We start from the raw sequence: 14740 nt of genomic DNA, 5'->3' as shown, positions 1-14740 counted from the left end.
CCGCTCTGCGCTCCTTTCATTAAAACAGCCCACACCCGTTTGGAAAGCTTTTTGTGCCCCAATGATTTCGTCCCTTCGACGCACAACGTGGAGGCAGATCTTGTGAAGAAATTCATTGACAGGGACCAAAGAGTGCCCCACAGTTGTGCACCCTAACGGTTCCCGTGGCGATGGCGGCGGATGATCAATGTGCGGAAGTTCCAAAGATCGAGAAAGCGGGTAGGGGTTCCATGAGGCGTCCAGCGGTTTTCCAAAACCCTTCCAAAAACTTGAGTCCTTTCGAGGTTGCCCGAATTCAGGAAATTCTTGATCGGTACCGTGGCACGAAAGGGGCGTTACTTCCTTTGCTGAGCGAGGTGCAGGCGGCGTGCGGCCAATGGCTTCCGGCCAATGTGCTGGCCTGGATTGCCGACGAAATGGACGTTCACCTGAGTTACCTTTATGGCATCGCCACCTTTTACACCGTGCTGGCTTTGGAACCTCGAGGAAGGTTCATCGTTCGCGTGTGTGAATCTCCGGCCTGCCACATTCTGGGAAAGGACACAGTGCTGGAAGCGCTGTGCGCGGAACTGGGCGTGGCAGAGGGCCAGACCACACCCGACGGCCTGTTCACCCTTGAGCTTTCTTCATGTCTCGGCGTGTGCGAAGTGGCTCCGGCCATGCAGATCAACGAAGTGGTGTACGGAAACCTGACGCGGGAAAAGATTCAAGAAGTCATCGAGCGGTATCGGCGCGGCGATGTGGTGGATTACCGCACCTTGCCGGGTTCAGGAGGGCGGGTGCGCACGGGTTGGGAGATTCACCGAAGGGCCCTGCTGCTGCACGGGGTTGGGGACATTAACCCGGAAAGCCTTGACGACTATCTGGCCATCGGAGGCTATGAGGCCTTGCGCAAGGTGGTTTTGGGAATGACCCCGGAACAGGTGGTGGAAGAGGTCAAGGAATCCGGGCTTCGGGGCCGCGGCGGCGCCGGGTTTCCCACGGGAATGAAGTGGTCCTTTACGCTGCCTTTGAAGGCGCCGGAAAAGTACATCATCTGCAATGCCGACGAAGGCGAACCCGGCACCTTCAAAGACCGTTACATCATGGAAGGAAACCCTCACCGGCTGTTGGAAGGTTTGATCATTGCCGGTTATGCCATAGGGGCCTGCAAGGGCTTCGTTTACGTTCGGGGCGAATACGCCCTGTCCATGCACCGGCTGCGCCTGGCGGTGGAACAGGCGCGGGAACGCGGTTTTCTTGGGGAACGCATCTTGGGGACGTCGTTTTCCTTTGATGTGGAGATTCGATCCGGCGCGGGGGCCTATGTCTGCGGTGAAGAAACGGCGTTGATCGAATCCATTGAGGGGCTTCGAGGCAATCCGCGTGTCAAGCCGCCCTTTCCGGGGGTTCGAGGACTATGGGCCATGCCCACAGTGGTCAACAATGTGGAAACCTTGGCCAATGTGCCGGCCATTATCAAGAACGGCGCCGCCTGGTACCGGTCCTTTGGTACCGAAGATTCGCCCGGTGTTAAGCTCTACCAGATCTGCGGGCATGTGAATGCGCCGCAGATCGTGGAAGCGCCGTTGGGGCTCACGTTGCGAGAACTCATCGAAGTCTACGGCGGCGGCATGAAGGACGGGATTCCTTTCAAGATGTGTCCGACCGGTGGGGCTTCCTTTGGCTTTTTTACGGCGGAACAGTTGGATACAGTCATGGACTACGCGTCCATGCAAAAAAGGGCGGTGCCTTGGGTTCCGGCACCATGCTGGTCATGAACGAAAAGACCTGTGTGGTGGATGTGGTTCGCAATATCATGCACTTTTTTCAGCATGAATCCTGCGGTTTTTGCACGCCGTGCCGTCGGGGCACGCGCGTGCTTTACGAAACCCTTTGCCGCATCGCGCAAGGGGAAGGGCGGGAAAGCGATCTGCCCAAGATGATCGACCTGGCCCAGACCATGTCGGCCACGGCCAACTGTGCCTTGGCCACGTCTCCCATCTTTTTTATCCGCACCACCATCGAAAGGCTCAAAGACGAATACCTGCCCACATTGTCGAGAAGAAATGCCCTTTAGGGGTGTGTCGCGCATGAGGCGTTGGGGCGCGGCGTGTGAGGAGGCCGGTTCATGACGGTGATGTATCTTCCGGTGTTGCTTTATCTTGTGATCACCATGGCTGTGGTGGGCGCCATCATCTTTCTGTCGATGCGCATCGGCACCCGCAAGGCCACGCGGGAAAAGATGCTGCCTTACGAGTGTGGTATGGATCCCATCGGCACTTTGGAAATCCATTTTCCCGTGAAGTTCTATGTGTTGGCCATGATCTTTATCATCTTTGACATTGAAACCGTGTTCCTCTACCCGTGGGGCGTGATTTTTCGGGACCTGGGGTGGTTTGGATTCGTGGAAATGCTTGTCTTCACGGTGGTTCTCCTGATCGGCCTTGTCTATCTGTACCGAAAGGGGGCTTTGGAATGGGATTAGAGCAGCAGATCCGAAGCCGGATTCTCACCTCCACCCTGGAAAAGTTCGTCAACTGGGCCCGCAAGTCCTCCGTATGGCCGGCTACTTTCGGCTTGGCCTGTTGTGCCATCGAAATGATTTGTACGGCTGCCAATCGCTTTGACATTGCGCGTTTCGGCATGGAGGCCTTTCGGGCGTCCCCCAGGCAGGCGGATCTGATGATCGTGGCGGGGACGGTCACCAAGAAGATGGTGCCCGCGGTGGTGCGCATTTACGAGCAGATGCCGGAGCCCAAATGGGTTATCGCCATGGGAGCCTGCGCTTGTTCGGGAGGCATCTTTCGAAGCTACGCCGTGGTGCAGGGCATCGACCGGTACCTTCCCGTGGACGTTTACGTTCCCGGATGCCCGCCCAGGCCGGAAGCGCTCCTGTACGGCATTTTGAAACTCCATGACAAGATTCTTAAGGATCCCTTCCTTACACGCAAACAAGGGCCCGTGGTGGTGGATCCTGCGGCGGCGCAGGCTTCTCGGGAGGTGCGGGAGTGAGCGGTGAAGGGCTGTCCAAGACGTATGTGGAAGAGGTGATGGAGGGGTTGCCGGGGCACGCTGTGCAAGGGCGGGCGTGCTTTCGGGATCAGTGGGCCGTGGACGTGCGGTCTGAAGATCTGCTCGAGGTCATGGCCGAACTTCGAGACCGGTGGGGTTTTCGGTACTTGATCGACGTGACCGCAGTGGACTTTTATCCCCAAAAGCCGCGCTTTCAAGTGGTCTATCATCTGTGGTGCCATGCGCATCAGGCCCTGCTTCGCGTCAAGACATGGGTCGAGACGGATACCCCCAGTGTGCCGTCGGTGACGGTGCTGTGGACCACCGCGGATTGGCACGAACGGGAATGCTATGACCTCTTTGGCATTCATTTTACGGGCCATCCGAATCTTCGAAGAATTCTGCTTCCCGAGGCGTGGGAAGGTCATCCGTTGCGAAAAAACTATTCCACCGAGGGTCCTGACTGGGATCTGGACTAGGATTGGACCATGAGTGAGCTGAGCGAGCGCTTGATCCTCAATGTGGGGCCTCAGCATCCCAGCACCCATGGGGTGTTGCGCGTGGTGGCGGAATTGGAAGGGGAGGTCATCGTGCGGTGCACGCCGGACATTGGGTATCTGCACCGCGGCATCGAGAAGCTGATGGAATCCAAGACCTACCACCAATGCCTGCCCTTGACCGACCGGATCGACTACCTGGCCGGATCGGCCAACAATCTGGGATTCGTGCTGGCGGTGGAAAAGCTTTTGGGCATCGAAGTTCCGCCGCGAGCTAGGTATCTGCGCGTCATTATGGCGGAAATGACTCGAATTTCCAGCCATCTGTTTTGGCTCGCCACCCATACCCATGACCTGGGGGCCATGACCCCGATCTTTTACACGTTTCGAGAGCGGGAGCAGCTCATGGATCTCTTTGAAGCCGTGGCTGGAGGCCGACTGTTTCCCTGCTATTTTCGCATCGGCGGCGTAGCTCGGGATGTTCCCGATGGTTGGACGCAGGGCGTTCGGGAATTTTGCCGCACGTTTCCCGAAAAGATGAAGGACTATGAAGCCCTTTTGACAAAGAACCCTATCTGGATCAAGCGCACACGAGGCGTCGGGGTTCTGACGGTGGATGAAGTCTTGGACTACGGCTTGAGCGGTCCGGTGGCGAGGGGTTCCGGCATTGCCTGGGATGTGCGTCGCGCGGACCCGTACTGCGGGTATGATGAATTCGATTTCGTGGTTCCCGTGGGAGAAAACGGCGATACGTACGATCGATACCTGGTGCGTCTGGAAGAGATGCGCCAGAGTGTCAAGCCTTGGACCGCCTGCCTTCCGGGGACATTGCCGTTAATGATGCCACCATTGCGTATCCCCCCAAAAAGGACGTGTACACGAAAATCGAATCCCTCATTCAGCACTTTCTGCTGGTGGTGGAAGGCATTCGACCGCCAAAGGGGGAGGTGTTTCATCACACGGGAGCGCCCAAGGGAGAACTCGGATTTTACATCGTCAACGACGGCTCCTCTCGACCCTTTCGCGTGAAGGTGCGCACCCCCAGTTTCGTCAATTTGCAGGTGCTGAGCAAAATGGCTGAAGGCAGGCTTCTCGCGGATCTCATCGCCTTGATCGGCACCATTGATATCGTGCTTGCGGACGTGGATCGATAGCGATGATCACAGTGACTATCAACGGCAAAGCCTTGGAAGCCCAACCGGGCATAACCATCATGGACGTGGCGGACAGGCACGGCATTTACATTCCCAGGCTGTGCTATCATAAGGCGTTGAGTCCCATCGGGGCGTGTCGCATCTGTGTGGTGGAGGTCAAGCCAGGGCCCCCACGACCCGTGCCCGCCTGCATGACGCCCGTCACCGACAAGATGGAAGTGACCACGGAATCGGAACAGCTCGCCCACTACCGTCGTGAGCTTCTGCAACTGCTGCTCATCAATCACCCTCTGGACTGTCCGATCTGCGATAAGGGGGGGCGAATGTGAACTGCAAAATCTGACGCAATATTTAAAAATCCAAGACCAGCCCTACACGGCGGCACGGTTGACGCCCCGCTACGACAGCCAATCACCCCTCATCGAACGGTATCCCGACCGGTGCGTCAATTGTGAACGGTGCGTCCGCGTATGCCGGGATCGTGTGGGGGCGGCGGCCCTCTATTTCGACAACCGAGGTTACCGCACGGCGGTGACGGCCGGAGGCGCAGTCATGGACTGCGAATTTTGCGGTTCCTGTATCGCCGTGTGCCCGGTGGGGGCCATTATCGACAAGACTTTTAAGTACAGCGCTCGAGCCTGGCAGCTGGACAAAGACATGGCGGTTTGTCCTTACTGCGGCGGCGGTTGCCGTCTGGTGCTCAACACGAAAAAGGGCCGCCTCAAAAGGGTCACCAGTTCCTTTGAGAAATCGGTCAATGCCGGAATTCTTTGCACCCGCGGTCGGTTCGGGTTGAACATTGTCCAGGAAGAGACGCGGCTCAAGGAACCGCTCCTTCGCAAAGGCGGGCGGCTTGTGGCGGTGTCCTGGAATGAGGCTCTGGATTATGCGGCCGAACAGCTTCGGCACCTTCGCGCTCAATTCGGTCCAAAGGCCTTTGCTGGCATAGGGTCGCCTCGAGCCAGCAACGAAAGCAACTATGTGTTTCAGAAATTTTGCCGAGCGGTGTTGGGGACGCCCCACGTGGACGCCTCCCACCGCTTTGGACCACCAAAGAATGCTGAAAGCGCTGGTGGATGTGTTGGGCCGTCCCAAGGTGACTTACGCCAACGGAGAGGAGAGCGCGCCTCGAATCATTCGCGGTGTTTCCGGATTTCAACTGGCCCTGGGCACCTACGACGACCTGGAAAAGGCCGACACGGTTCTGGTGGTGGGCTCCGATGTGAAAAAGGAGATGCCGACCCTGGTCTGGCGGGTCAATGCCGCCCAGAAAGACAAAAGGCTTCGAAACCTGCTCATCACCAGCACGCGACGGACTCGATTTCGTTCCGCAGCCCAGTGGAACGCTTTTTGTCGCCCCGGAAGTCCGGGCTTTGTCGTGTTGGGAATCCTCAAGTTCCTACTGGAACAAAACGATCCACGGCTTCGTGGGCTGGGCGATTTTCGGCGCGAAGAAGTGTTGAGAAAACGGCTGGACGCCACGCCGTGGAGCCTCGTGGAGAAGGCCACGGGTTTGCAGCGCCGCGACCTGGCCTACGCGGCCCAAAACCTTTTGGACGCGGAAAGACCGTCGCTCATTGTGGGCTATGACCTGGCCGGTCTTGTAGACGGCTACGGGTCCATGTGTTACGTCGCGGACATGCTGTTGGTGCTCAGCAAGAAACTGCGGTTGCATCTCACGGCCGAAAAAGCCAACACGCAAGGCTGTTCGGACATGGGCGTGAGTCCCTTTTGGCTGCCGGGCTACGTGCCTTTGGACGGGGCTGAGGCGCTGGAGCAGTTCTGGGGCGCTTCGATTCCTAAGGAAACAGGTTTGCCTTTGGATCGCCTGCTGCACGCGGCGGCCGAAGGAGGTCCCGACGCCCCCAAGGCCCTGCTTCTGATGGGCAGCAACCTTTTGGGCACGCACTATGCGCGGCCCGTGGTGGAAAAAGCCTTGGAAAACGTCGCCTTTGTCATGAGCCAGGAAGTGTTCCTCAACGAAACGGCGGCTCGAGCCCATGTGGTCTTTCCGGTCAAAACGGCGGTGGAAAGCGAAGGCACATGGACCAGCGGGGAACTGAGAGTGCAGCGGCAGCGGGCCCGCGCCTTCGTGGACGGACCGTGGGATGATTGGAAAATTCATCAGGAGATTTCCCGACGGTTGGGAATGGATTTCAGCTACGCCTCGGCGGCGGATGTATTTCGGGAAATATGTGCGGTCTTTCCGCACTATGACCAGTATCCGTTTTCCGAGATTCCCGAGGAAGGGTACTGGTGGAACCGTATGTATCGAGCCAAGTACGGTTCGGCAAGCTGGCGCCGCGTGCTGGATCCGACGTTGGGCGCCGTTATTCCGTGGCTGGAATTTCCGCCGCAGCCTTCGGACAGTTACCCCCTGCTGCTGATGGTGAGCCGGTCGCTGTTTCAGTCCGGAACCTACGGCCGCTACGGCACGGGGGCGAGAACATTGGAGCCGGAAGGGGGCGTGTGGCTGTGTCCCACGGATGCCGAAAAGTTGGGGATTCACGACGGAGATACAGTTTTGTTGTCCACGCCACATGGGACGATGGAAGCTCCGGTGGGTATCGATCGGCGGGTGCCTCAAGGGGTGGTGCAGGCAGCGACCCACTATGAAAACCTGCCTCTTGGCCGTCTCACCGACGGTGGCCTTCTCACTCCCGTGCGTGTGGAAAACCTCAGTTCCAAGACCCACTGAAAGGCGACGCACTATGGATTGGATTGTTTACGGTGTTCTCACCCTGGCCAAGACAGCGCTTGTGCTTTTTGTCCTGTTGACGGCCGTGGCCTATGCAACGCTCATGGAACGCAAGGTTCTTGGGTTCATGCAACTGCGACTGGGCCCAAACCGCGTGGGACCCTGGGGGCTGCTGCAACCCTTAGCGGATGGCGTCAAGCTTTTCTTTTAGGAAGACATCGATCTTCCCGTTTCCGAACCTCGTCTGTATTCCCTCGCGCCGTGGGTGACGGCCGTGGCGGCGCTCACCCCCTTTGTGGCCATTCCTTTTGCCGACACACTCTTTCCCGAAACCGTCACGGTCCTTGGGCATACCGTGGACCTCACCGCCCACAGTGTGCATCGAGGCGTCATTGCTGATCTTCCGGGAGCGGTCCTCTTTATCCTGGCCATTTCCTCTCTTTCCATCTACGGCGTGGTCCTAGGAGGCTGGGCTTCGGATAACCGGTATTCCCTGTTGGGCGGCATTCGCGTCACGGCCCAAATGATCAGTTACGAACTGGCCCTCGGCATGGCCGTCGTGGGGGTGCTCATGGTGGCCGGGTCCATGCGGCTCACGGAAATCGTCGAAGCTCAGAGCCGGCTGCCCTTTGTGGTCTATCAGCCTTTGGGTTTTGTGCTGTTCCTGATCGCTGCTTTTGCTGAAGCCTGTCGCACGCCTTTTGACCTCATCGAATGCGAAAACGAACTGGTGGCCGACTACCACACAGAATACAGCTCCATGCGATTCACCTTGTTTCAGTTGGCCGAATACGCGCACATCATCACGGGAGTGCCGTGGCGGTGACCTTGTACCTGGGCGGATGGCAAGGGCCCTGGCTCCCTTCAGGGGCCTGGTTCCTGCTAAAGACTGCCGCCTTGGTCTTTTTCTTTATCTGGGTACGAGCCACGTACCCGCGTGTGCGCTTTGATCAGCTCATGAGCTTCGGGTGGAAGGTGCTGCTTCCGTTGGCTCTGGCCAACATCGTGGTGACGGGATGTTTTGTGTTGGTGTGGGGTGGATGAGAGGGATTTCAAGGAGAACACATGCTGGGACCCCTTGTGAAAGGGCTTGCCAAGACTTTTGAACAGCTTTTCCGCAAGCCCATCACCATCGAATATTCGGAAAAGAAGCGGGAAGTGTCCGACCGATTTCGGGGACATCCCAGGCTGTTGCGGGACGAAAACGGCCTCATCAAGTGTGTGGCCTGTCATCTGTGTGAAACGGTCTGCCCATCCAAAGCCATTGCCATTGAACCGGAAGCCGGGGAGACCATGCACGAGAAAAGGCCGCGCCGGTTCGTGGTGGATCTGGCGCGGCGCATCTTTTGCGGCTTTTGCCAGGAAGCCTGTCCTAAGGGGGCCATTATGCTGAACCGAAAATACGAACTGGCGCAATATGACAAGGCCGCCTTGGTCTATGACAAGGAAAAGCTCCTTCAAGACTAGGATGTGGTGAGGACCGTTCCATGGAACTTGTGTTGTTTGTGGCCTTTTCCCTGATCACTTTGCTGAGCGCCGCCGCCGTGGTGCTGCATCCGCACCCTGTGAAGAGCGCCCTGTTTCTCATTGTGTCTTTTTTTGCCATGGGCGGTCTGTATCTGCTTTTACAGGCGGAATTCATTGCCTTGATGCAGGTTCTGGTCTACGCCGGCGCTGTCATGGTGCTTTTTTTGTTCGTCATCATGCTGCTCAATTTGAAGCCCCGAGGGGAGGACCGCTCCTCTTTCAAAAAACGCCTGAGCTGGGCTGTGCCGCTCCTATTGATTTTCCTGGGAGCGGTTTTGACGGTCATGACCAGTCCAGTGGCGCGGCTGGGGCCTGCGGCGGGCCAAGACGCATCATGGGTGGCCGGCCAGGGAGGCAATGTGCGCGCCGTGGGCCGAATGCTTTTCACCTCGGCCTTTCTTCCCTTTGAAGTGACTTCCATTGCGCTCTTGGTGGCCGTGGTGGGCGTCATCGTGCTGGCCAAAAAGGAACGCAAATAGCTGAGGATCCATCAAGGCGTGTGGAGGGCGACAAGGATGCCTGAGGAGCTTGTTCCATAATGGTTTGGCCGCGTCCTTTCGGCTTGAAGCTGTTGGAGCGCCGCAAGGCGCGATAAGGCATCGCGGTTTGCGCCGTTCCTATTGAAGCTGTTCGTGGACAGCCTCTGTTGGCAACGGCATTTTCGGACGAGGTCCTAGATTTAAGTTCGAAAGGGGAAAAGGTAGGGCATGGCGGTTCCTGTTGAATACTACATTTTTGTGAGTGCGTTGTTGTTTGCCCTGGGGGTGCTGGGTGTGCTGACCCGGCGCAATGCTATCGTCATTTTCATGTCCATCGAGCTCATGTTGAATGCCGCCAATTTAAGCTTTGTGGGGTTTTCCAGGGCTTTGGAAGGCCTGGACGGCCAGCTCTTCGTCTTTTTCGTCATGGTGGTGGCGGCGGCGGAAGTGACCGTGGGGTTGGCGATTATTGTCACCCTGTATCGTAACTGGAAGACTATTTTTGTGGATGACATTCGGCTTCTCAGAGGCTGATCGCAACAAAAAAGAGGTTCCTATGGAAACGGCGTGGATTATTCCGGCTTTGCCTTTTGCCAGCTTTGTAGTGAACGGATTGTGGGGACGACGCCTGCCCAAGAGGGGTGTGGGCCTTGTAGCGTGCGGTGCCATGGGGCTAGCGTTCGTGTGGGTGCTTCAACTCTTGTGGCGGCTTTTGCAGGAAGCGCCGTCCCAGAGGTCTTGGGAGCCCGTCCTTTACACGTGGATGCGTGTGGGGGAGTTTCAGGTCGATGCTTCATTTCTCATCGATCCTCTCAGCATGGTCATGATGTTGGTGGTCACGGGTGTGGGGTTTCTCATTCATGTCTATTCCATTGGTTACATGCATGACGATCCTGGGTATCCGCGCTACTTTGCTTACTTGAATCTCTTTGCTTCGGCCATGCTGCTTCTGGTTATGGCCGGCAATCTCTTGGTCATGTTTGTGGGTTGGGAAGGTGTGGGACTGTGTTCGTACCTGCTCATCGGGTTTTGGTACGAAAAGCAATCGGCCAGTGATGCCGGAAAGAAAGCCTTTATCGTCAGCCGCATCGGTGACTTCGGCTTTTTGCTTGGCATTTTTCTCACCTTTTGAACCCTTGGGTCGTTGAATTTTCGAGAAATCTTTGATGCCGCCGTAGCCAACCACGCAGCAGGCGACATGGTGCTGGTGGGCATCACGCTGCTGCTGTTTGTGGGAGCCATGGGAAAATCGGCCCAGATCCCGCTCTATGTCTGGCTTCCAGACGCCATGAAAGGTCCGACCCCTGTTTCGGCGCTCATTCATGCGGCCACCATGGTTACCGCCGGGGTGTATATGGTCGCGCGATGCAGCGTGCTCTATGCGCTGTCGCCATTTTCCATGGGCTTCGTCGCCACGGTGGGCGCTATCACGGCGGTTTTTGCGGCTTCCATCGGGTTGGTGCAAAACGACATCAAGAGAGTCCTGGCCTATTCCACGGTCAGTCAACTGGAATACATGTTCCTCGGCTGCGGCGTGGGCGCTTTTGTGGCCGGCATCTTTCACCTGGTGACCCACGCTTTTTTCAAAGCACTGCTCTTTCTTGGTGCCGGCAGCGTGATTCATGCCCTGTCCGGAGAACAAGACATGCAGGGCATGGGCGACTTACGTCGCTACCTACCGGTCACCTTTGCCGCCTGGATGATGGGCATCCTGGCCATCGCGGGCATCTTTCCCTTTGCGGGGTTTTTCAGCAAGGACGAAATTCTCTTTGAAACCTTCGTGAACGGCCACGTAGGCCTGTATATTTTGGCCCTGGGCGGAGCTGGGTTGACAGCCTTTTACATGTTTCGCCTGGTCTTTTTGACCTTTTTCGGCGAATCCCGCATGGATCCGCATGCGGCGCATCATGTTCATGAGGCTCCCAAGACCATGGCCGTTCCTTTAATGATTCTCGCCGTGTTGTCCTTGGTGGGGGGATGGATACAGGTGCCGGGCATCGAAGGAAGGCGCCTGCTGGGGCGGTTCCTGGAACCTGTCTTTCATGAAGCCGCCAGCCTTTTGGGGCACCATGGCGAGGCGCACCCTTCGCTGTGGCTCGAAGGGGCTTTCATGGCTCTGTCTGTGGCCGTGGCGTTGCTGGGCGGTTTTATCGCCTATCGATTTTACATCGCCGACCCGCAACGGCCTGTGTACATGGCACAAAGGTTTTCTCGAGCTTACCGATGGCTGTTTCACAAGTACTATGTGGATGCGTTGTATCAGGCCATGATCGTTGAGCCCCTCAAATACGCCGCCGAGACGCTGCACCAGGGGGTGGATCGGCGAACCATCGATGGGGCTGTGGACGGAACTGGAAGCCTGTTTCGGCATTTGAGCGCTCTGGTGCGCCGCATGCAAACAGGTGTGCTTCCCCACTACGCCCTGTCGGTGATGGCGGGCGCATGTCTGTTGCTTCTTTTCATCATGGCCCTCTGACGGAACATGCCTTGATAAAAGGATGGGGTGATGGAGTCTGCAACATTTCCTGTGCTTTCCACGCTCGTGTTTCTTCCTTTGGTAGGCGTGCTGGTGCTCCTTGTGGTGGATCGGGACAATGAACCGGTGCAGCGCTGGACGGCCTTGACGGTCATGGGAGCCGGTTTCGCCTTAGCCCTTGGGCTCTATGCGGGATTTGATGCGGGCAACGTGGCTTATCAGTTTGAAGAAAAGGTTCCCTGGATGCCCGGCTTGGGCATTTCCTACCACCTAGGTGTGGACGGCATCAGTTTGCTCCTGGTCATGCTTACGGCTTTTCTCGGTCCCATCTGTGTCATGGCCTGCTGGTCGGATATTCGGTATCGAATCAAGGAATTTCTGATCTGCCTTCTGCTCTTGCAAACGGGCATGCTGGGGGTCTTTGTCAGCCTGGACCTGGTGCTCTTCTACGTCTTCTGGGAAGTGATGCTCATTCCCATGGCCCTGCTCATTCTCATCTGGGGCCATCCCGCCCGCAGGATCTACGCCGCCGTCAAGTTCTTTCTTTACACCATGGCCGGATCGGTGTTCATCCTGGTGGGCATTCTTGTGCTCTATTTCCATCATGCGCGCACCACGGGCGTGTCTTCCTTTGATTGGGTCACGCTGAGCGGCTTAGATTTACCTTTTTCCCTGCAGTTGTGGTTGTTCCTTGCCTTTGGGGTGGCTTTTGCCATTAAAGTGCCCATGTTTCCTTTTCATACGTGGCTTCCTGACGCCCACACGGAAGCGCCGACGGTGGGCAGCGTGGTGCTGGCGGCCGTGTTGCTGAAAATGGGCACTTACGGGTTCTTGCGGTTCAATCTGCCGCTTTTCCCCAAAGCATCGGTGTTTTTCATGCCTCTCATGGTGGCCTTGGCTCTCGTGGGCATTATCCACGGGGCCTTCATGTGCCTTGTGCAAAGGGATTTGAAGCGTCTCATCGGCTTTTCCAGTGTCAGCCACCTGGGTTTCGTCATTTTGGGTTTGTTCAGCTTTACGCTGCATGGAATACAAGGCGGTCTGCTGCAGATGGTCAATCACGGTTTGAGCACCGGGGCTTTGTTCCTTCTTGTGGGCATGCTCTATCAGCGGCGGCACACGCGCCTGATTTCGGACTTTGGCGGTTTGTCCACGCCGGTGCCTGCCTTGACCGCCTTTTTCATGATCGCGACGTTGGCTTCCATCGGCCTGCCGGGTTTGAACGGCTTTGTGGGCGAGTTTCTCATTCTGCTGGGTACCTTTCGAGCCAAGCCTGTCTGGGCGGTGTTGGGAGCCACCGGGGTCATTCTGGCGGCCTGGTATATGTTGTGGATGTTTCAGCGCGTCTTTTTCGGCACGGTGACCCATGAGGAAAACAGGCGGCTTCAAGACCTGGTGCCCCGGGAAATCGGTGTGCTGGTGCCTGTGGTGGCCATGATGGTTTGGATCGGCGTGGCGCCGACGACTTTTTTGGAAAAATCGGAGCCCGCCGTCTCCCATGTGTTGCACAAGGTGCAGGAACGGGTCCAGACAGCTCAAGGGCGACCCGGTGTGTGGGTGACGGCCTGCGCGGCATGGGAACACATCAAAGGAAAGTGAGGCATGGTTCATGTCGGTGGTAACGCTTCTTCATGAATGTGAAGGGATCTTTCCTGCCCTGATTCTTTCCGTGACGGGCATCCTTGTGCTGCTTCTGGATGCCTTTTCCCCTTTGGGGCGTAAGGGACGACTGGGGGCCGTGGCGGTCACGGGCACCCTTTTGGCCCTTGGCCTGCTGCGCCTGGATCCTGCCGGGTCCACCTATTTTCAGGGGATGGTGGTGTGGGACCGGTTGAGTGTGTTTTTGAGCGGCGTGTTGCTGTTGGGGTCCCCGTTGGTCATTTTTCTTTCCCTGGACCAACTGCGGCGCACTGGTTTGGAATGCGGCGAATACTATGCCTTGGTGCTGTTTGCCACCACGGGCATGATCCTCATGGTCCAAGCCGCCCACTTCATGGTGCTGTTTTTGGGGCTGGAAATCTTTTCCATTGCCATCTACATCTTGGTCGGTCTCGCGCGCCATGAGAAACGCACCAACGAAGCTGCCGTCAAGTACGTGCTCCTGGGTGGGTTTGCCTCCGGCTTTCTGCTCTACGGACTGACTTTTCTTTATGGGGCCACGGGCTCTCTTTCCATGAACGCCATGGCGGCGTATTTGGGCAAGGGGCAGACGGTCTTTAATCCTTACCTCATTTTGGGATCCGCCTTGGTGTTGGTGGGTTTTGCCTTTAAATTGGCCCTCGTTCCCTTTCATCTGTGGACTCCCGACGTGTACGAAGGGGCGCCGACGCCTGTGACGGCTTATATGGCGGTGGGTGTGAAAGCGGCGGTCTTTGGTGCGCTGGTGCGCTCTTTTTGGGTGGCTCTGCCCTCGGTGCATCCCCACTGGACCATGTTCCTTTGGGCTCTGGCGGCCATCACTATGACCGTGGGCAATCTCATGGCCCTGGCTCAAGACAGCGTCAAGCGCATGTTGGCCTTTTCCAGCATCGCCCATGCAGGGTACTTGTTCATCGCCGTGGTGGCTAATTCTCAAGAAGCCTTGACCGCTCTTCTCGTCTATCTTTTGGCCTACACGGTCATGAACGTGGGGGCTTTCGGTGTCATGGTGACGGTGCAAAATCGGCAAGAAAGTGGCGAGCGATTGGAAGACTTTCGAGGTTTGGGCGGGCGGTCACCTTTTCTGGCGGCGTGCATGGCCCTTTTTCTCTTTTCCCTGGCCGGGATTCCGCCGACAGCGGGGTTTGTAGGTAAATTCATGGTCTTTTCCGCGGCCGTGCAATCCGGTTATACATGGTTGGTCATTGTGGCTGTGATCAATTCAGTGATGGCCGCCTATTATTACCTGCGCGTTGTGGTGACCATCTACAGGCCTG

12 protein-coding genes and 4 pseudogenes are annotated in these 14740 nt (G+C 57.1%); all 16 read left to right on the top strand.

All coding sequences use genetic code 11. The features are described from left to right. The first annotated feature begins 269 nt into the window (after positions 1-269). Entirely contained in the window at positions 270-1760 is a 1491-nt protein-coding gene (locus ACUVSA_RS13720; RefSeq protein ID WP_445895241.1) for an NAD(P)H-dependent oxidoreductase subunit E, read from the top strand. Further along, positions 1748-2059, top strand: a complete 312-nt coding sequence (locus ACUVSA_RS13715; protein ID WP_445895240.1) for an NADH-ubiquinone oxidoreductase-F iron-sulfur binding region domain-containing protein — start codon at positions 1748-1750, stop codon at positions 2057-2059. Before ACUVSA_RS13720 ends, ACUVSA_RS13715 begins: the two co-directional genes overlap by 13 nt. Before the next feature lie 51 nt (positions 2060-2110). Next, positions 2111-2467: an NADH-quinone oxidoreductase subunit A gene (locus tag ACUVSA_RS13710; protein WP_445890545.1), complete on the top strand. Its 357-nt coding sequence runs from the start codon at positions 2111-2113 to the stop codon at positions 2465-2467. Further along, the gene (locus ACUVSA_RS13705) at positions 2458-2994 is read left to right on the top strand and encodes an NADH-quinone oxidoreductase subunit B (protein WP_445890546.1); all 537 of its coding nucleotides are present in this window, start codon (positions 2458-2460) and stop codon (positions 2992-2994) included. The genes ACUVSA_RS13710 and ACUVSA_RS13705 overlap by 10 nt, the downstream gene beginning before the upstream one ends. Beyond that, entirely contained in the window at positions 2991-3473 is a 483-nt protein-coding gene (locus ACUVSA_RS13700) for an NADH-quinone oxidoreductase subunit C (RefSeq protein ID WP_445895239.1), read from the top strand. The genes ACUVSA_RS13705 and ACUVSA_RS13700 overlap by 4 nt, the downstream gene beginning before the upstream one ends. Positions 3474-3482: 9 nt before the next feature. Beyond that, a pseudogene (gene nuoD / locus ACUVSA_RS13695) lies at positions 3483-4645 on the top strand (NADH dehydrogenase (quinone) subunit D). A 2-nt stretch (positions 4646-4647) separates the two neighbouring features. Next, on the top strand, positions 4648-4974 hold the full coding sequence (locus ACUVSA_RS13690; RefSeq protein ID WP_445895238.1) for a 2Fe-2S iron-sulfur cluster-binding protein: 327 nt from the start codon (positions 4648-4650) through the stop codon (positions 4972-4974). Further along, positions 4901-5599, top strand: a pseudogene (locus ACUVSA_RS13685) (4Fe-4S dicluster domain-containing protein); the annotation flags it as partial. The gene ACUVSA_RS13690 and the pseudogene ACUVSA_RS13685, both read left to right, overlap by 74 nt. Positions 5600-5624: 25 nt before the next feature. Continuing rightward, positions 5625-7343, top strand: coding sequence for a molybdopterin oxidoreductase family protein (locus ACUVSA_RS13680; RefSeq protein ID WP_445895237.1), 1719 nt, complete (start codon positions 5625-5627; stop codon positions 7341-7343). A gap of 13 nt (positions 7344-7356) precedes the next feature. Continuing rightward, positions 7357-8387: pseudogene (nuoH, locus tag ACUVSA_RS13675) on the top strand (NADH-quinone oxidoreductase subunit NuoH). Positions 8388-8408: 21 nt separating this feature from the next. Then, positions 8409-8810: a NuoI/complex I 23 kDa subunit family protein gene (locus ACUVSA_RS13670; RefSeq protein ID WP_445895236.1), complete on the top strand. Its 402-nt coding sequence runs from the start codon at positions 8409-8411 to the stop codon at positions 8808-8810. Between the two features lie 20 nt (positions 8811-8830). Then, positions 8831-9349, top strand: coding sequence for an NADH-quinone oxidoreductase subunit J family protein (locus tag ACUVSA_RS13665; protein ID WP_445895235.1), 519 nt, complete (start codon positions 8831-8833; stop codon positions 9347-9349). 228 nt (positions 9350-9577) lie between these two features. After that, entirely contained in the window at positions 9578-9883 is a 306-nt protein-coding gene (gene nuoK, locus ACUVSA_RS13660; RefSeq protein ID WP_445890553.1) for an NADH-quinone oxidoreductase subunit NuoK, read from the top strand. Beyond that, positions 9858-11825 (top strand): annotated as a pseudogene (gene nuoL, locus ACUVSA_RS13655) (NADH-quinone oxidoreductase subunit L). Before nuoK ends, nuoL begins: the two are co-directional and overlap by 26 nt. A 30-nt stretch (positions 11826-11855) precedes the next feature. Beyond that, positions 11856-13424: a complex I subunit 4 family protein gene (locus tag ACUVSA_RS13650; protein WP_445895234.1), complete on the top strand. Its 1569-nt coding sequence runs from the start codon at positions 11856-11858 to the stop codon at positions 13422-13424. 10 nt (positions 13425-13434) lie between these two features. Next, on the top strand, positions 13435-14740 hold a 1306-nt coding region (locus ACUVSA_RS13645; RefSeq protein ID WP_445895233.1), incomplete at its 3' end, for an NADH-quinone oxidoreductase subunit N.

It is taken from the genome of Desulfosoma sp. (assembly GCF_052743555.1).
Note: the sequence above shows the minus strand (reverse complement) of the source record. Positions and strands in the feature narration are given on the sequence as shown.